The organism is Bradyrhizobium sp. Kon10, from assembly GCF_055807395.1.
In genome coordinates this window covers 23,927-41,648 of sequence record NZ_JBVVOZ010000015.1, presented here as the reverse complement: position 1 = coordinate 41,648, position 17,722 = coordinate 23,927, and the positions used below count along the sequence as shown (strand labels likewise).

Here is a 17,722-nt window from a genome sequence, read left to right as displayed (position 1 = left end):
GCACCGGGATTTACCCGATTGCGTCGCCGCCATCCGCCCTGCATGCTTCCGCCCATTGTTTTACGGGTCTGGGCGAGGGCTCCTTTTGGTTATCTCGATTGCGGTCGCGGAAACGCGACCATTGTCGCGCGTGGACAGCCGCGCGATTGTTTACCTTGTGCTGTTGTCGCTCGCTGCCGGCTACTTCCTCGCCTGGCCGATTTGGCGCGCGCAGTTCTTGATTGAGATCTGGCCGACGGAGTCGTGGAACGCCTATTGGCAGGACGCGGCGGCTGCGTGGCGGCCGATGTACCCCGGGCCAGATAGCCTTGCCGGCAATAACTACCCGCCGCTCTCGTTCTACGCGATCGGCGCGCTTGGCAAGCTGCTGGATATGGACAATTTGTTTGTGGGGCGCGCGCTCTCGCTGCTGGCCCTGGCGGCGCTGGCGTTTGAGGTATTCCTTTCGGTCCGGATCTTGACGCTGGGCCGCCTCGGCGGCGCAGTTGCGGCGCTTTGGTATGTCGCGATCATGGCGCGCAACTCGACCATCTACGTCGGCGCGAACGATCCGCAGCTTGCCGGCCTCGCGATCATGGGCGCGGGGCTCGTGTATTTCCTTCGGCTCTGCCAGCAGAAGCGGTCTCCGGTGCCCGCGCTGCTGCTCATGGTCGTCGCGGGATTCTGGAAGCACAACATTGTCGGTGTCCCGCTAACGGCGATCTGCTGGCTTTTCATCTCGTCGAACCGCGATGCAGTCAGGGCGACATTCCTGAGCGGCCTGGCGACTATTGCCGGGCTTCTCGCATGTGTCGCGATCTTCGGGCCCGACTTCATCCCTGATTTGCTGGCGACCCGGCAATACGCGTGGTCGAACGTGGTGGCGAACATAGGCCATCTACAATGGTCGGCGCTGGCCCTTCTGATCTGGGCCGCATGGGCGATCTTCGACCCCCGCTCGATGCCCGCCAGGTTTACCGCGTTGTACATCAGCATCGGGCTTGCCGCTTGCATCACCCAATGGTTGGGCCACGGCATTTTCGGCAATGCCGAGTTCGATTTGATTTTCGCCCTGGCGATCGGCCTCGGCGTCGCTTTCAACCGCATGCAGGCGAGCTATGTTGCGAGACGGATCGGTCCGGATCGTTGCCGGGACGCGATGGTCGCAGCTCTTCTGCTCAGGCTGATCCTGAGCGATCGGCAGGAGGCCGCTCTTGTTGCCCTCAGCCCTGAGTTCCGCGACTCGCTCTACGCAAGCGAACGCAACGTGCTGAGCGAAGCGAACACCGTGGCAGCGATCCCCGGAAACGTCGCCTGCACGGTCAAGCTGGTGTGCAGGCAAGCGGGCAAGCCATTCGTCGTGGACGAGTTCAAGACGGACGAGATGGTGGCAACCGGGAAGTTCGCCCCCGCCGACATTGCCGCTCTGCTGAGCGCCAGGCACATTTCAGTGCATCCCAAAACGCAGCCGACCGGACCGGAGCAAGACAGGTCCTTTTTGAGGTGGTGGCGCGGGCGAACCTGAGCGAGCGTCAATGCGTAGGACGACGGCAAAGGTCTGCAATCAATGAGGCCGCCCACTGAGGCAGCCTCTGATCTCAATTATTTGCCGGCCTGCTGCTTGATGTAGTTGATTGCGTCCGAAACCCCCTGATGCGATTTCATGAACTCATAGACCGCGTTTCCGGCCACGCCGAGCGCGATGCACTCGAAGATGCCAAAATCACCACCGGTGACGGAATCGAGTTCGCCGGTGTTCAGTTCGCGAATGTCGTTATGCATGTCTCTCTCCTGTTCGTCGGAGGAGGGACAATTCCCGCCAGCCGTGATCAAATGGATACACTGAGCTTCAAGGCGACCGTCGTGAGGCACGTCACACACGAACGCCAAGCTGGGCCACCCTCAAAATCGGCTTAGGCCACTCGGGTTTAAAACAGGCGAGCGCCGAAACGGTCGATGCAGGCACCGGCTAGGCGCGCCACCTATGTCAGTTCTGCTGCAGTCCAGCCCCGCCTTCGTCCGCTTGTAGATCAACAATGCCAGCATCGTAGCGCAACAGCCGGTATTGAAGGCGTTGAGTAGTGAAAGCGGGACATCGGCGAGCCGGACCCAAGCATAAACCGCGGTGGTCAAGTTCGCCCCGGTCCAGATCAGCCAACTCGAAACCGATATGGCTTTAGCGCCGCTCCTGTCCTGGGCGAGCAAAACCAATTGCGGCGCGTAGGACATCAACCGCAGCATGTTGAAAAACCCGTAGGTCAAGGTCAGGAAGTCGAGGTTTTCCGGCAGCATGGCCCGTCTCCAACCACAGCGCTTTCAATGGCTGCGTCGAAAATGCCCGACTCTGCCTGGGCAGATTGGTAGGCGGCGGTTGTCTTGCCTTCATCATCAATTCTAATTATGGGCCCGACAATTCGGTTGCCGGCGGGCGTTAGCCGCGAATCGGGGAAATCCCGCCGAGCAAGGCGACAACGTCGGTTTGGCGCTGGCAGCCTGTTTTCTCCAGCACGCCACGAACTTGCACACGAACGGTGTTCGGCGACACGCCGTTGTCGCCAGCGAGGTCATCCACCGTTTTCCCGGCCGCAAGGCCCCGGGCGACACGGGCTTCGGCCGGCGTGAGATCGAACAGCGACATCACCAGCTCCACCGGCGGCGAGGTTGGCGCGGCGACCGGCATCAGGACGAACACGGCGGTGCTGCGGGCGAAGATATCGCGCGCGGAATAGCGAATCGGCACGACGTGACCGACCATCAAGGCATCTGTGACCGCATCCCGGACCGGAAACGAACGAACACCGCCATTGTCGTTCAGCGCGATTCGCGCCACCGCCTCCGTGAGCATTTCGTCGGCGCGACGATCTTTCAGCGTCACCCGGTCGGCCGACCGCCAATGCACGAGATTGGCCATGCCTTCGACCAAAGCATTGGCGGCGAGGACTTTGCCGGCCTCGTCCAGCACCAGCGCCGCTAGACCAAGCGCCGCCAGTGCCTGGCTTGCGGCCTGCGCGCGCTCGAGGTGCAAGCGTGCCGCCATCACAGCCGTGCGGGCGAGATGCGGTCGCAGCATATCGAGCCTTTGAATGGTGGCAGCGTCGGCAGGCCCTTGGGCGATGGTGCGAGACAAGACGATCGCAAGGGTCTCGCCAGTCGGTAGCGCAAAAGCTGTCGCCGCACCCCAGCCAAGGCCCATCTTGCGCCAGCTGTCGCGAAAAATCGGTTCCTCATCCAGTTCGCCTGGCAAAAACAGATCAACTTCGCGAAGGAAGCCCGGATGGCGACTTTTATGAATGAGCGACATAACCCGACCGCGCCAATACCAGCCGTCGGCGACGAAGCGGCCAGCTATGTCGCGAGTGTTTTTCGAAGCCGTCCAGGCCGTCACTTCGGGATTGGTGACGAACAGGGAGCCGCCAGCGGATTCGGATATTTTCGAGGTATCTCGTAAGACTTGCGGCCAGAGCTCCGGCACGAAGCCGCACTCGTAGATCCGGTCGATCAGCTCAGCTTCCATGGATTTACCGCTCTATGTTATGGCGTACTAAGGTCAAGCTGTGCTGGATTTTGCGCGACGAGGACGGAAATAAAGGCTCGCCGCGCCGCAGGCCTGGCAATATGAGGCGCGGGGGTGATTGTGTTGAAAGTTCGCGGACGTTGCAACGCTTAATCGCCAAGGTTCGATGTTCGCGAAATTTTCGAGGCTAGTTTGCGGTTGCGCGCGCCTTCACCTGTCTCGCTTACCTAGTTTCAAGGCCCCGCAAGGCGAGCACGGAAGCGGCACCGCAGCCGGCCGACCCCGCTATGCCGCGCGACATCATCCAGAGGCAGTAGCAAACGACCGAACGCTGCTAGCGGCGTCCTCGCGTCTATCCCCGGAAAGAACAGCCGATTTGGCATCAGCCCCAAGGCGGCGTCAGTATCCGTAGGACAACTGCCGGTCTGCGAGACTGGCCTGATTGTCTTTGCTTCAACGCTGCACGTGCAGGTTGACCAATCGAGAACCGTTGACGGCAGGAACGCCAGGAGGTGTCGCGGGCTTGGTTGGATGCCAACGCCCAAGCCATTGGTAATTTGACTCTCGCCGGCGCCACGTTTGGATGCCATCACAAAGCCAGAGAACCGGAGGGTGCGAAAGCGTATCACCAGGAGCAGGAACGGAGCGCCGCGAGATTGCGCGGGCCGAAGCCGTCGAAGGGTATCTGGTCGAGATCGATGGGCTTCGGAGCTAGCTGGTGTTCGGCAAAAGGGCGGGCGAAGCGGATCCTTAGATGGATTGCGGGTATTCGAGGTCCGGGTTTCCAAGCCCACGGACGTCCCATCACTGATTTGGCTAAAAGTCCATCCCCGCTGTGGGGACCACCCTTTCTCTAATCCGAGTCCCACGAATCGTGATGGTATGGCGGCCTGCATTGACGGTCGACCGGGGGGACGGTGTGCGTGAGAATAAAGTTGGATTGATCGCTCTGTTCGCAGTCGCAGTGTGGATCTTCGTCGCACTTCCGCTGATCTATCTTCCAGAACACAACGGGTTTTGGAACGAGCCGCTCGGAATGAAGGCCGGAGAATGGCTTCTTTCATTCGCGACCTTCGGCCTCTGGTACGCCACGTGGAGGCTAGTGAGGGGCGCTGATCAAAATGCCGAACGGCAGTTGCGGGCATACGTCTCCCTGGTTGGCGGGGGAATGGTACACGCCACGGTAGATCATCAGCCCGGATATCAGGTGCAGATCGAGTTCAAGAACGGAGGGACTACGCCAGGTTACGACTTCACCACGTGGATCATGTCGCCCCAAATTCGTGGCCTTGACGAGATTCCATTCGGCCCGCCGCGTCCGGAGTCAGAAAGGACCGGAAAGTCGATTATCGCGCCTAATACGAGCTCATGGGTAAACCACTACGCTGTTTGGCAGCCAGGCGAACTCGAGCACATTCGAAATCGAGAAAGAGCGGTCTTCATTTGGGGCGGTGCAAACTACAAAGATGCATTTGGCCACGCTCGAACGTTCGTATTCCGATTGATGATCACTGGGGTTGAAGGAGCGCCCAACGGCTGGGCACTCACGCCTCACCGCCTCGGCTACGAGGCTGACTGACAGCGCCCCCTTGCGCTCGCCCTGCGGTTGCCGGAAACTACGCCGGGGGAAACAGATGGCTGGAGCGGTCGACAATTTTCTAAAGATTTGTCTTGCGATATCGCTGCTGGGAGCATCAGGAAGCGTTGGCTATTATTATTCCGCTTATCTGCCAGCTCGTGATGCTCAGCACGATCGTGATAGAAAGTTAGAAGCGGCGCGGGCCGAGTACGCGAGACAGGCGGAACAAGCCAGACTTACGGCTGCGCGGCAAGAGACTGAAGCCCGATCTGCTGCTGAGAAACAGGAAGCAGACGAGCGGCAGGCCGCCGCAAGAGAAGCGGTTCAACGTCGATATCGAACTTGTGTTAGCAATGCGGAAGCCAATTATTCTGCCAATTGGACACAGGCGTGCAGGCGGATTTCAGAAAAAACAGCCAAAGATCACAAGGACTGTCTGGCGCAGGGCACCGCAAAGGCGACTTGTGATCAGATATATTCTGAGCGAAGTGCTTCGTCAGATTGTAGCCTTCCTCGCGCACTGGGCAATGATATCAGCGAAGTGTTGGATAAGACGCGCACCCGATGTCTGGAAGAAAGTCGAGCGGGACTTCAATAAATACGTACCGATGCACAAAAGCCGCTCAAGCCGTCGATCGTCGATGCGGCACGGGAGCGCCGCCTATTTGTCTAGCTAGTGCCGGCCTGCCCATATGGCTTGCGCCGCGGTGAGATCACAGCGCTCCGCTGGCGTCCCTTAGATCTCGGCGACGAGCAGCTTGCCGTGATCGAGCACCAAGCAGAGACCGACCAAGGCGACATCCGCGAGAAGGAAGCCAAGAGCGGCCGCGGCGGGCGTCAAACGCCAGCCACATGCTCGCGTCCGAAGGCTCATCCAAAAATAGTCCAGGAGCGCCTTGGGCACTCCAGCATTGCGATCACGACGGATATTTGTTCCCATCTGGGCTGAACATGCAAGGGAAGCGAGGCGGCTGTTGACGGAGTGCTGCTCGCGGCCATAAACAAGCGCGCCGACGACGTCCGGTAGCAAAGCGAAGGAAATGAATCGCTCCGTTCTCCGGACAAGAGCCGCAAAGCTCAATGATAACAGCGGCTTGGAAGGGTGGCCGAGTGGTTTAAGGCACCGGTCTTGAAAACCGGCGTGCCCGCAAGGGTACCGTGGGTTCGAATCCCACCCCTTCCGCCAGTATACTGTTCGCCACTGTTCGTGGTCGTTCGAACTCCACAGCAAATTCAGCAGCTTACGCCGAAAGACTGTACTTCGCAGTTCGTCGGTGTTCTTCCTAATCGGGTCGCTGACCGTAGCTGAAGACCGTGGGTTCGGAGGACGATTCACTGGGAGGAACAATGGCTGGCCGGCTCAAACCACTCGACGTAGAGCGCCTCACAAAACCCGGCAAATACGCCGACGGCGGCGGCCTCTACTTGATTGTTACAGGACCAACGTCGAAAAGCTGGTCCTATAGATATTGGAAAGACGGCAAAGAGCGGTGGCATGGTCTCGGCTCGTTAAAGGAAGTGTCGCTGAAGGATGCGAGGCTTGCTCGGGATGCGGCACGGCTGCGCGTCAAAGGTGATCGCAGCACGGCCGGGGTCGACATCGTCCAGGAACGTCGAGAAGCACGCGAAGAGGCGAAAGCCGTCCTGGCCAAGGTGGTGCTGCCGACCTTCGAAGAATGCGCGGAAGCCTACATCCGGGCGAACTGGTCTATCTGGAGTGAGAAGCATCGAGATCAGTGGCCGTCCTCCCTCAAGCGCTATGCCTACGCCACGATCGGCAAACTGACGATCCCGGAGATCAAGCCCAGCCACATCTACGATCTGCTGGAGCCGATTTGGGTGGAGAAGCAGGAGACTGCGAACCGCGTCCGCGGCCGAATTGAAACGATCATCGCAAAGAACGTCGACATCGATGATCCCGAGTTCCGCAATGCAGCCGAACTTACACGACAGATGCGCGAGAAACTGCCAAAGCGTTCCAAGCGAGTCGTTCGGCATCATCCCGCTTTGTCCTATGCCGAAGCACCGGCATTTTTGGCGCTTCTTGCGAGCGCTCAGGGCAGTGCTGCCGCTATGTTGCGCTTCCTAATCTTCACGGCTTGCCGCACCAACGAGGCCCTTGAAGGGCGTTGGTCCGAGATCGATCGGCCAAGCTCGACCTGGAAAATTCCGAGCGAGCGAATGAAGATGGACCAGGACCATTACGTTCCCTTGTCCGAACCTGCACTCGCGGTGCTTGACGAATTGCGCGATGGACGACAAGACGAACTGATCTTCACCAGTCCTGATGGCGGAGCATTCTCCGAAAACGCAATGTTGGCGGTGCTTGATCGTCTCGGCTACGGACACGTGACGGTGCACGGCTTCCGGTCGACGTTTGCAACCTGGGCGGAGGAATGTACCGATTATCCTGACGGCGTGCGTGAGGCCGCGCTGGCCCACAAATACAAGACCGAGACCACCGCCGCCTACCAGCGGGGCCACAAGTTGGAAAAGCGGCGAGCCCTGATGAAGGATTGGGCCGCATTCCTCACGGGCAGTAATGTGATCCAAATGAACGATCGCAGGGCAGGGTAAAGCTTAAAGGAGCGCGTCCACTCTTCCGGCGCCGCCGCAGCCGATCGGTTCGGCATACTGATTACGAGCAGCGCGATGAGTGACGTCCTCTCCCGCCTTGCCCTTCATTTTGCCAGGGGATGCCGGACACGTCGTGAACCGTGCGGCGATCATAGCGCTCCCCGAATGCAACGATTATGAACGAGGTTTATTTCGAGCCCTCGCCATCGCCACCATGGCAGCTGTCCGGGCACCCGCAACGATTCCAACCTGCAAAATTACTTCGCGCAATCCGGCCTGAAGGACGCCGTCGCTAGTTCGCGGGCGGGCAACGCCGCCGGATTGGCGGTCGTCACGCTGACCGAGGTCAAAGAACCGAGCAAAACGCCGACGGAAGCACGGTGCACGGCGAGGGCGAGGATGAATAACACCAGTGTCGTTTCGCTGGATTACGGCCGCAATTCCTCGTTATAGCGGGAATATTGAGCGGTGCGGCCACGTGCGCGGACGGCTGGCATTCGCCTTCCATCGGATCACGAGGAGCATGCTCCTATCATGGTGGCGTCGCTCACGCCGGATCACTGTGGATTCTGATCAGCATCGCCGTTGGATTTGCGGCCTGGGGCCTTGCGGACGCGAATAGTCCCAGGAGACGGCGAGAGTACGATGAACAGAGGCAGAGAGCGCTCGCGGCAGCCGCGAAGGCTGAGGCACGCCGGGCTGAATTCCATCAACGCCGCACACCAGAGACGCCGCGCAGTCCCGCATTAGAGGCCGTATTTGAAACGGCCGCGGCTCCCATAGGCAAGCGCTGCTCCAAGTGCGACGAAGCAATGCGCGCCATGAACTCGTCCACCGGACCGCACGCTCACCGTCTGCATTGGAAGTGCTCAAATCCAACTTGCGAAGACACGGTCTTCATCGAGGATGACCTCTTCCCTCCGCATTCACTGCCGTCGCCAACCAAGCGCGGCCGGCGGCCTAACCGGAGGCACCGCCGGCGATAGCGGCGCAAGTTCGCCGATTTCTAGCCGTTGAACGGTCCAGAGCCTGCCCGAATTGGTTAGCGAGTTGTTAATCGGCGATCGGCAGGCTTGCGGAGCGCTGCCAATCAAGCCCCCCAGCCACGGTAGCGCAAGCGATGGTCGGCGGCAGTGATGCCCGCCGGCCATTTCGTTGGTGACCGCCGCGCGCAAACGCCGTGGCGGAGCCTCCGGAGGGCAGGGCTTGTGGACACGTCGGGCATAAGCGAAAGCTTACTGCCCACTACGGCCACAATCCGTTCTGTCAAGCCAGACGTAGGGAAAAGACTTTCCGAAGAAGGGCAACTTGTTTCCAAAAAGAGGAACGGACTGCGGACGAAAGTCGAACCGGAGCGCCTGAAGATAGCGATTGCGTCAAACGTCGGCTTCAAGGCGATGACCGCCGACAATCGCAAGCGCATCGCTGCGTACCTCTATGGCGAACGAGAATGGACGATGGAGGCGATCGGGAACGCGTTGGGCGTGGGATTTTCAATGGTTCAGCGCGACCTTCACGGTTTACCCGCAGCGGGTAAACCTTCCCGCCCCAAGGGCGGCCGCCCGAACAAGGCCGCAGCCGACAAAAGGGATCGGATGAAGCAAGCGCCGAAGCGCCATCCGAAAACGATCGAAGTCGTGGCGATGGCCGACAGAGCGTGATCAATCCAGTCCACCCTCTGCCGGCGATCGGCACGCGAGGGTCGCGCGGCGCCTTCACACGAAGACAAGATGCTTCGCTCGCGACGGCGACAAGGAAGGCGGTCGACCCCGATCTAGAGGTACCGCAGTGAGCAACTGCAAAAACGATTGTCACTTGTCGGCGAGAGAGCATGAGCGTTAATCTAAGTACATTTCGCGCAGCTTGATTTCAGCACCTTGGGAAATTGCCATGACGAAGAACGACACGGCCGTCTTCGACGCGATATTTCCTAGTTCAAACGGAAAAAGGCGATGGGCGGGCCGACTAGGCACGCGCGAGGCGATCAGACGCGGCGGCTTAGAGATCGATGCAAGCTCGCTCGCTTACTGTCCGCACGAGTGGCTCAATCCGGCCGGCTATGTCGACCTTGAATTGGTGCGCAAACACCAGCTTATCTTCGCGCTGTGACGTCATGGCGGACGAAGACGGAGTGGCAAGCACTTCGCGCGCCAGCGAAACAGCGATCCGACGGCTCCTAGGGCAGGCGGGAAAACGCTCACGTCCAAAGCGGGCTTTTCCACCTGTGCCGTTCGGCACCGACACAGATGCAAACCGCGAATTATCTCGGAACGAGCCAGTAGCGGTTTGGTTCTTCGTCTTCCTACCGATTTTCGTTCTGCTCTATGCGATCGTCGAGAAGATGAACGTGAGATAGCGCTACGCTACCGCGCGGCGAAGCGGCTGCTCGCCGCCGATCAACAATGGTCCACACCGCGGCGGCGGGCGCGCCTCGAAGCTCTGCTGCGCGACGAGAGGTCGCTCCCAATGGGCCGCGAGCAGGTTTGGCCCCAAAGTGAAGGGCCGCTGCGTTAAACAGCGGCCCCGACCGGGTCACAATAAATCCGGAATGAAAGGTTGCCAGCCCCGGTACGTTCACCATCCCTCGCGGTGCAGGTTCCCGCGCATACATATGTTAATGGTGAGCCGTCGCGCCCGGAACGACCCCGGGCGCCCCGGGGCTGGCAGCGGACGCGCCGGGGCCGCCCGACGCGCCACCGAAGCGGCACGCCATTGCTATCTTCGCTACCGCTAAGCTTTGCGCCGCATCAAATGATGGGTCTTCCTAAATACTGTGGTGCAGGAAAAGCACGAGAGGACGGCGGGCTCCGCCAGAACTCGCCTTTTCTATTCCGGCATGTCGGGTCTCGGTCTCGGATGGCCATCGCTCTCCGCACTCGGGATCGGCGGAGCGACATGTTTACTTCAAAAACTGCGCAAACGGCTGCCCGCTCGTTCTACTCGCTCGCCCACGCTGTTTTTGAAACCGCTGTAAGCGTGCGTAAACCGCTTGCCGGGTGCGGCCAAGCCGCTCGCCAGCCTCCGCAGCTGTGGCGCCTGCGGCGAAGAGGGAGAGCAGCTCCGCCTCTTCGGCGGGCAACCAAGGACGGGTCACGGTACGACTGTTCGTCATTCGCGAAGCCTGCAATGCTCAAAGGCGCGGCGGCGCTGGCGGCCGCGGTTTGTCGGGAATTCGGTTTGGTCGTTCGAGCCGCATCGGTGCCGGCAAGCGGGCTGGGCTCCGACAATCGATTATCGCGCACCATCCACGCCACCAGGCGAGCATAACATCGTTTAGGGCGGGCACGAACCAAGCAGATGCGTCCTCGTGATCAATCCTCTGACAATACTTTCGAACCGGTTGAAAAAAGATTGCTTTTCCGAACTGGTAACTGATCCTCAACAGTACGGAAGCAGGCTGGGCTGAGCTTGTGCACCCACCGTAGCTGGCAGCACTAGTTGACCTAAACGCGCCCGGCGCCGCCAGTCATGCGCCTGCTGAGGCCGGCAGCCATGCCGGCGTGCGATATCTGTTACAACCGCGCCCGGCGCGGCGTCGTTGCGTCATCTGGGATGGGATTGAACCCGCCGGAGAACTAGACGGCAATCGGGAAGGCGCGCCAATGCGTCGGATAGAGGTTGAGATCGAGCCGGATCAGCCTACGTTGTCGACGTGGAAATCGGTGCCATCGACTAGTGTCACGCCGTTCTCGACCAAAGCATAGGGAAGTTTGTTAAGCGATCTTGTGTGCGCGCATTCGCAGCCGCGCCAATTGGCGCTCCGGCGATGGAGCCGCGTGCCGGTCCGCCTTATAACTTGCAGGGCCATGGCTAGGGCCGTAGTTTCGATCCCGAATACCCATCGATGGAGCGTACCTCGGCCACCGCGATGAGGCGTGGTTGCGACATCCCCTCGCTGATTTGACGGCTGCCCCTTTGCGCTGCACGGCAGGCATTGGTAACAGGTGGCGGCCGTGCACCTCGCCTGGGGTAGGTTAGTTCTGCACATGGCGGCCCGGTCACGGAGCGGCCGTGACCGTTTCCAGCAAAGCATCCATTGCCTAAAGTTATGTCGATGCGGCGAGGGTTAAGTTCATCACGCTCAAGCGCTTTTTCCGACAGCTCGCGCATTGATCATGTCGGTCTCCGAGCATGGGGTCCGCACGTCCACTGCGCGGGGCAAAAGGTCCGCCGAGGCAAGGCTCGACAGCCGGATCAGGTTGCACGCTGCTTCTTAGTCCATCTAGTCCAAGATCCACGATTGAGACGGGTCTGTAGAGGACATACTCGGCCTTGTGCTTGGGGGAAGGCCCGCCACAGCCCAGCCCGAGGTGCCTTCCCTCAGCCCAGAACCACAGTTTCAACTCTCAGGCACGGCCTACACCTGTAGGCGTAGCGGCGGGTCGGTTTGCAGTTGCCGGCAGCGTCGCAAGAAAATCCATCGGCCGCTGACATCTGTTGCAAATGAGGGTTGGTGCGTTGTCCGTGTGATCGCCGCGCGCCATTGCCGTCTGCCCAAAAATGAGAACCGTAATTCGATTGTCCGGCGCTTACATCTCCGGACGACTACCGGCGGGTCCTATCGAAGCAGCCTCCGCCGGTGAGCCGCTATTGCTCTTGAACCGAGACTCAGTTCTCATTCCGACTATTGCGGCCAAATTGCTCGCGGGGGCGATCGTGAACGGCGAAGCCGGATGCACCGTTTGTAGCCAAGCTCGACTGCTCAAAGCTATTTTCCCCGTGGCCAAAGGCTACGAGCTGAAGCTATATGAATGCGCCAGCTGCAGCAGTGATCTGTGGTTAGTTACCCGAGTGTCCCGATCATCCGTGCCCAAGCGGCAAACAGGAATATCTCGTCCAGGTATGCGGCTTAAGAGCCTCGAAGCGGTTTTTAAGGGCGCCGCTCGTGCCGCGGCTGATGACCGTCGTGCAGCGAAAAACGGCGTGAAGCTTAGGGACGAGGCATGATCGACGACAAGCTTTCGCTCTCGGTATTCACGATCGAGGTGGATCGAATGCCGGTCATTGCTTTTCCAGCTCGAAAATATTCGGATGCCGAGGCGATCTGTGCCGACAATAGGATACGCGCCAAACTCAGCGCGACGCAATCGGGCGGAAAACCTCTTTGCGACGGTCTGGCAATCTTGCGCGTTCGACTAGCCAATTCAGACGAAAAGAACCGGTACCGAGAGCAGACGGCTGCGCGATCCGCGGATGCTGGGCTGCCAGTGTATTTGGTCGATTTAGATTGAGCGCGCGGAGAGTGGCGCGAGGAGATGCTTCAATTCTGGTGTGGATGAGTGCCGGCGCGCGCAAGGCACAGCTTCCGGGCCGTCTTGAAGCCATCCGCGAATTACTTCACGCGGCGATAGCTGGCTTGCCCAAGCCGACAGAGCGGCCCCGGCCATCGAGCTCCCCGCAAGCCCGGGGCGTTTCTCCGCCTCTAGTTTCGAGCAAGCTTATGCGTTCCTCGCCGTCGATAGTGCCGCTCGATTGACTCGATCGCAAGGTTTACCCTGTTTTCGAAGATGTCGCGGCGCGCGCTAACGTGGCTGGGAGCCCCTTCTTGCCATCCAATTGCACCTTTGAGCTGGTTGACGCTGGGCCCGGCGAGCCGACTCGCTTAGGGTGATAATTGTTTCAAGCACCAACACTACTTTCATTGCAAAAATTTATTCAGAACAATGCAGAGACCTTGGGCGTCCGAAGAGACTGAGCGGCTACGGCAGCTCGCCAGTGACGGAAAACTGATCAAGCATATCGCCGCCGAACTTCAGAGGAGTGAAGCGACTGTTCGGCGAAGAGCCGAGGAATTCGGCATAGAAATTCGGCGAAGTTGGCTGCGGTCTCGGCTGCCAGACATCCCGACACACCCCGAGCGCACAGCGATTGTGGCCCTTCACCACGGCCTGCCACTCCCGCTTGGTGTCGGGCGAGCGACCATTGAAGGACTCAAGCAAAAACGCTGGATTGAGATGCAAAGCGGCGTATGGCAGGCAACGTCTGCCGGGCTTAACGCAATTCTGCGCAAGATACCGGTCCAGGACTAGCCTTCGGCCGCTCTGGACGCATGCGCTCGCCTAAACCGAGGGAAGATGGCCATTAGCGTTGATGATGAAGGGTTCTTCACCGCGCCTTTCACCTGCATCTTGCGCGATGGTATCGAGTGCCGCCTTGCTTGCGGCTCTTCCAGATTTGTCGATCGCGCCACGAATTGCGTGCGTATTCCGCGAGCAAATAGCTCGCTTGCCCAACTTGTAAGCTCCACGCTACATTGACGGTGAGCATTATCGAGTATTTCGATGTTTAAGTTGTAAGTGGGCGACGCTGTTGTTAACAGGCCGACTCAACAATGGTGAGGAGCTGATAAGTTGAAACCTACTGCCAAAAAGAAGACGCAAATACGCCGCGAGTGGACTGCCGCTGATCTGCGGGGCCTCAAGAAGCATTCGAAGTCTCGGACACCGGTTGACGTGGTGTCTAAGGATCTGAAGCGGACGGTCGCCGCGTTGCGCGTAAAAGCCTCACAGCTTGGTTTCGGCCTCGGTCATCAGCGCTGACGTTGGTAGAATTGCGTGGCGTTGACGTCGCGCAGCAATCCGCATTGGCGCGCTCGTCTGTGGCAGCGGCGCGCCCGCACCGGCGGACCATGCGCCCATGGGCGAACGAACCGGGCGCGACGTGAGGCACAACTCCGTTCGCGACAGCGCTGCTGCGGATCGCATATCAAGGGTGCGGCGGCCTGATTGACTGTGTCGCAAATTCTTTCAGCGCTGCAGGAATGGCAAGATCCGTCCGCGCGCAGTCGCCGCAACGCTGAGAGGCTTTTCAGATGCGCCACGCTGTCTCGGATGGAACCGTGGATTACAACCGTAGTTTTCGCTGGATGCGCCAAAAAGCATTAATGGGTCAACGGAATGTGGAGGAGGGAGTATCTCCCCCGAAGCGCCTTTACTGTTTAGGTTGATGAGGTACTTCAATAATTTCGAAACGATCGTTTTTTTGCCTGAACTGCGTCCATTCCGGTGACTTCATCCAATTGCGCAGTTGAGATACTCGAGCCTGAAACCTCGGTTCTTTAGTCCATCGAGAGACCGTTGTTCGATTGACGTCAACCAAGTCGGCGATCGAGCTCGAACGTAGGTCTGGAGCCTGAGCCAGTATATATGCGGCCTTCTCCCGAGAGATGTACGAACTTATCGCTTCATCCGCTGCAGTAGACAACTTAAGCAGCCCTTGTATGAGACGTTGGAGGTAGCGGCCAGGCGGAGCCACGATGTAGCTCTGAAGCAAGTCGAATGCGATATAGGCGATCGTGGAAGGAGGCAGGAGCCCGCCGGTTCTTACAGGAGCATTTCCGTTTCCGCTAAGGGCTTCTAGCTCCTGGGCAAGAAAAAACGCGAGCGCCTCACCGGTCGTCGTTGGTTGTCCACCCCGTTGCGCAAGTCGCTCTCCTTTCTCTGCATCTTCCTTTAAAAGGAAATCGATCTCGTAGTCACCGTCTTGGGTGAGAGATCCTAGCTGAGGGGGAACGTGCCAAACAACCTCAGAATGGTACGCGCAGCTACTCACAGCTTCAATTATACCCTGCGGAATCATTCTAGCGCTGCTTAGTGCTTCATACATTTCGAAGCGCAGATCGGCATCAAAGCCTCCCCGCACCCATTCTCTGGGCAGATAAAGCCGAATTGTCTTGGAAGCACTAGCTGACTTGCTTCTTTTCCGCGCCATCGCTTTGAACCTGTGCGCCTTAAATTTAGATCGCACGATGTGCATATCGGATTTCTCACGCGCGGGCAGCTGTAATTGTTCGCGCCCATTCATCAGCCTCCGCATAATCAGCCCGCAAGGTAAGGAATCGAATTGTTCCTGACTTGAGGGTGCTGGATCGGAGCTATTACGGCAGCAGCACCCACCCTCAGGGGGGCATCGTCTACTGCGGGGTGCGACCAAGACGAAGCCCGGTCCGAAAGGTGCGAGGGCGGTCGCCGGAGCGATGCACAGCTCCGCAAGTAGGCACCGATGATGGCCCGCAGTATCGCGAGGTCATCGCCCTAAAGCGAGGGTCGGCTCCATGCGGACATCATCGTGGCGGGCATAGGGACTACCTCCGCGCAAAGCGGGGGTAGTCGTCCTATTGCCCGTCGCTCAGGTCTCACCTTCAGACATCGAAACTAGAACTCAGACAGAATGATCCGGACGATGCAGAAAACTTTCGACAATTTGCGGGACCTTCCGGCGCTCGTCGCCACGGTGAACGAGACTATGGCTGCGCTGAAGGTGGGCAGGGCTAAGCTCTACGAACTTTTGGCAGCCGGCGAACTGGAAAGTTATCTTCAAGGATCTTCTCGCCGCATAACTTGGCGCAGCATCGCGAGCTATTTGGAACGTCGGCTGAAAGAGGAGGAAGCACGACGGCAGAATCGCACGTCCGCTCGTGGCGGCCGTGCTCAAGAGGGGTTTTCTACGTGAGCGGTTGCCCAGAGGTTAGAAATCGATAGGATTGCGCGCTTCTATCAATCGGAGATCAGGTGCGCGACGTCCTATGCACACTCTACGGAATAATGGGGGAGCAAGTGTGCCCCTCCACAAGGCGCGACGGGCGGACGCGGCGGGGCCAACGTCGCGCGAACTCCACGAGGGTTCGGAGGTCAACCAAGTACGCGAGGCCGAGTGGGCCTTCTCCCTCGTCAGGAGCTTCAGAATGGGACTTTTCCAGACTGAAGGCGGAAAGGGGCGCAGCTATGCCCTTATGGCCAGAGCGCTGACTTCTCGATCCCTCCAGAGGGTGCCCGTGCCGCGATCGTCTGAAAGCGATAACTGGCCGACAATTCCGTTTTGCTTCTACTGGGCACCGCAGATACGCTGCATGACTCTAAGTTCGGTGGAGGGTAGGAGGCCGCACATCGTGACCTCCACGTCTTGCAGCTCCTCCATGCCTCTTCCGGCGCTTCTGGCTTAGTGAACCAACGCGCCCGGGGTTAGCTGACTAGTTGAAGTCAATGTCTATGCGCACTTTGTCCGGAGTGACACCGGCGTCCCTCGCTATGTTATTGCGGTGGTAATCGATTCGATCGCGCAAAGATGGTGCGCTGGAGGGACTTTCTGCGCCGAGCGAAGCGTTCACAACGGCGCTATCCGCGGCGTCTGCTTCTTCGATCTCCAATTCATCGGCCTCAATGGAGCCCTGCAGTCGATACTCCTGCCAAATGTCCTGATCCAGGTGAGGTGAAAGATCCTTACTTCTAGCCGCGAGCTGGTCGAGCACGTATTGCTTCACGATCTCTGAGGGGATCAGAAACGCGGCCAGTCGATTGGGTGCAATGCGGATGACTGCGAGCACGAATGTGTAGCTGAGCGCCGCCTCCAGTCGGTCCGGTATGCCGTTCGCACGAACATCCTTCTCGGTGAAGACCATAGGGAGCTGGGGAAGGTTGCAAGTCCGGACCTGAACGCTGCTGCCGTCGGAGAGACGCTTCACAGTCGCTTTGTGGTGGGCGTCTGCCACGTGGCCTACGATCTTGTGCCCGGCCTCAGCTAGCAGACGGAGACCGCCTTCCACCATCAGTTCTTTGGCGATTGTCATCGGTAATCCTTTTGGTCTGAGAGTTCCATTATCGGTAACGTAACAAAAAGGGCATCGGTGTCAATAGCGAAGATAACCGATAACTTAGTGCTAAGTTAGCGACCCTATGAGGACGAGCCGGATGCTCCAAAAGCGGTCCGCACGCTATTGCATTTGCGGGGGCATCTCGGATCCGCCGGGGCTGAGGCACTGAGAGCTGTGGAGGAGGCGTCTTTTCAAGAACGTGAACGGGTCGGATGCGCGATGCCAGCATCATCATCCACCATGTCGTTACGGACACCGGGCGCGTGAGACAGTGAGTCACTGGGCCGACACCGGTCTCCAGGATGTCTCACGAGATGAGACACGGTGGCTATGGAGACACCCGAGCCTCGAAACCGCGGCGGCATCTGAACGTCCGCCGTGGCCGCGCGGCGCTTATCCGGGAAATAGGCTGGCAACGCGCGCTACGGGCAACGAGACGCCCCACTGGCCAGCCCCGAATGTGTGGCCAAGAGCCTACCGCGCT

16 protein-coding genes, 1 tRNA gene and 1 pseudogene are annotated in these 17,722 nt (G+C 59.2%); 10 read left to right on the top strand and 8 right to left on the bottom strand.

The window, feature by feature from the left end; genetic code table 11:
• Positions 1–121 precede the first annotated feature (121 nt).
• Positions 122–1,504 (top strand): hypothetical protein, encoded by a 1,383-nt coding sequence (locus AC0L2O_RS21255; RefSeq protein WP_409188792.1) that lies wholly within the window; start codon positions 122–124, stop codon positions 1,502–1,504.
• Positions 1,505–1,581: 77 nt separating this feature from the next.
• On the opposite strand, the gene AC0L2O_RS21250 is transcribed toward AC0L2O_RS21255, so the two are convergent.
• The 3 genes from AC0L2O_RS21250 to AC0L2O_RS21240 form a co-directional block, all read right to left on the bottom strand.
• Complete coding sequence (locus tag AC0L2O_RS21250; RefSeq protein ID WP_369723578.1) at positions 1,582–1,761, bottom strand: hypothetical protein; 180 nt, start codon at positions 1,759–1,761, stop codon at positions 1,582–1,584.
• Between the two features lie 120 nt (positions 1,762–1,881).
• Positions 1,882–2,271: a hypothetical protein gene (locus tag AC0L2O_RS21245; RefSeq protein WP_369723577.1), complete on the bottom strand. Its 390-nt coding sequence runs from the start codon at positions 2,269–2,271 to the stop codon at positions 1,882–1,884.
• Positions 2,272–2,410: 139 nt separating this feature from the next.
• The gene (locus AC0L2O_RS21240; protein WP_473371069.1) at positions 2,411–3,493 is read right to left on the bottom strand and encodes a helix-turn-helix transcriptional regulator; all 1,083 of its coding nucleotides are present in this window, start codon (positions 3,491–3,493) and stop codon (positions 2,411–2,413) included.
• A 940-nt stretch (positions 3,494–4,433) separates the two neighbouring features.
• Between AC0L2O_RS21240 and AC0L2O_RS21235 the strand changes: the two genes are divergently transcribed.
• Together AC0L2O_RS21235 and AC0L2O_RS21230 are read left to right on the top strand one after the other, a co-directional pair.
• Complete coding sequence (locus AC0L2O_RS21235; RefSeq protein WP_473371068.1) at positions 4,434–5,072, top strand: hypothetical protein; 639 nt, start codon at positions 4,434–4,436, stop codon at positions 5,070–5,072.
• A gap of 55 nt (positions 5,073–5,127) precedes the next feature.
• Positions 5,128–5,670 (top strand): hypothetical protein, encoded by a 543-nt coding sequence (locus AC0L2O_RS21230; protein ID WP_473371067.1) that lies wholly within the window; start codon positions 5,128–5,130, stop codon positions 5,668–5,670.
• Positions 5,671–5,808: 138 nt separating this feature from the next.
• Here the strand turns inward: AC0L2O_RS21230 and AC0L2O_RS21225 are convergent, their stop codons facing one another.
• Positions 5,809–5,946 carry a hypothetical protein gene (locus AC0L2O_RS21225; RefSeq protein ID WP_473371066.1) on the bottom strand — a complete coding sequence of 46 codons (138 nt, stop codon included), beginning with the start codon at positions 5,944–5,946 and terminating at the stop codon, positions 5,809–5,811.
• Positions 5,947–6,168: 222 nt separating this feature from the next.
• Here AC0L2O_RS21225 and AC0L2O_RS21220 point away from each other — a divergent pair.
• The 4 genes from AC0L2O_RS21220 to AC0L2O_RS21205 all read left to right on the top strand — a co-directional run bounded on the left by AC0L2O_RS21220 (position 6,169) and on the right by AC0L2O_RS21205 (position 9,758).
• Positions 6,169–6,258: transfer RNA gene (locus AC0L2O_RS21220), tRNA-Ser, on the top strand.
• A gap of 161 nt (positions 6,259–6,419) precedes the next feature.
• Positions 6,420–7,649: a tyrosine-type recombinase/integrase gene (locus tag AC0L2O_RS21215; protein WP_473371065.1), complete on the top strand. Its 1,230-nt coding sequence runs from the start codon at positions 6,420–6,422 to the stop codon at positions 7,647–7,649.
• Between the two features lie 1,208 nt (positions 7,650–8,857).
• Positions 8,858–9,310 carry a hypothetical protein gene (locus AC0L2O_RS21210; protein ID WP_473371064.1) on the top strand — a complete coding sequence of 151 codons (453 nt, stop codon included), beginning with the start codon at positions 8,858–8,860 and terminating at the stop codon, positions 9,308–9,310.
• Between the two features lie 229 nt (positions 9,311–9,539).
• Positions 9,540–9,758, top strand: a complete 219-nt coding sequence (locus AC0L2O_RS21205) for a hypothetical protein (RefSeq protein ID WP_473371063.1) — start codon at positions 9,540–9,542, stop codon at positions 9,756–9,758.
• Positions 9,759–10,548: 790 nt separating this feature from the next.
• Here AC0L2O_RS21205 and AC0L2O_RS21200 read toward each other — a convergent pair.
• Together AC0L2O_RS21200 and AC0L2O_RS21195 are read right to left on the bottom strand one after the other, a co-directional pair.
• Complete coding sequence (locus tag AC0L2O_RS21200; protein WP_473371062.1) at positions 10,549–10,761, bottom strand: helix-turn-helix domain-containing protein; 213 nt, start codon at positions 10,759–10,761, stop codon at positions 10,549–10,551.
• Between the two features lie 266 nt (positions 10,762–11,027).
• Positions 11,028–11,168 (bottom strand): annotated as a pseudogene (locus AC0L2O_RS21195) (transposase); the annotation flags it as partial.
• A gap of 1,424 nt (positions 11,169–12,592) precedes the next feature.
• Here AC0L2O_RS21195 and AC0L2O_RS21190 point away from each other — a divergent pair.
• Complete coding sequence (locus AC0L2O_RS21190; protein WP_473371061.1) at positions 12,593–12,880, top strand: hypothetical protein; 288 nt, start codon at positions 12,593–12,595, stop codon at positions 12,878–12,880.
• Between the two features lie 1,119 nt (positions 12,881–13,999).
• Positions 14,000–14,188 carry a hypothetical protein gene (locus tag AC0L2O_RS21185; RefSeq protein ID WP_473371060.1) on the top strand — a complete coding sequence of 63 codons (189 nt, stop codon included), beginning with the start codon at positions 14,000–14,002 and terminating at the stop codon, positions 14,186–14,188.
• 391 nt (positions 14,189–14,579) lie between these two features.
• Here the strand turns inward: AC0L2O_RS21185 and AC0L2O_RS21180 are convergent, their stop codons facing one another.
• The gene (locus AC0L2O_RS21180; protein ID WP_473371059.1) at positions 14,580–15,452 is read right to left on the bottom strand and encodes a hypothetical protein; all 873 of its coding nucleotides are present in this window, start codon (positions 15,450–15,452) and stop codon (positions 14,580–14,582) included.
• Positions 15,453–15,830: 378 nt separating this feature from the next.
• Between AC0L2O_RS21180 and AC0L2O_RS21175 the strand changes: the two genes are divergently transcribed.
• Complete coding sequence (locus AC0L2O_RS21175) at positions 15,831–16,100, top strand: helix-turn-helix domain-containing protein (RefSeq protein WP_247442095.1); 270 nt, start codon at positions 15,831–15,833, stop codon at positions 16,098–16,100.
• A gap of 517 nt (positions 16,101–16,617) precedes the next feature.
• Here the strand turns inward: AC0L2O_RS21175 and AC0L2O_RS21170 are convergent.
• Positions 16,618–17,214 (bottom strand): hypothetical protein, encoded by a 597-nt coding sequence (locus AC0L2O_RS21170; RefSeq protein WP_473371058.1) that lies wholly within the window; start codon positions 17,212–17,214, stop codon positions 16,618–16,620.
• Positions 17,215–17,722 lie beyond the last annotated feature (508 nt).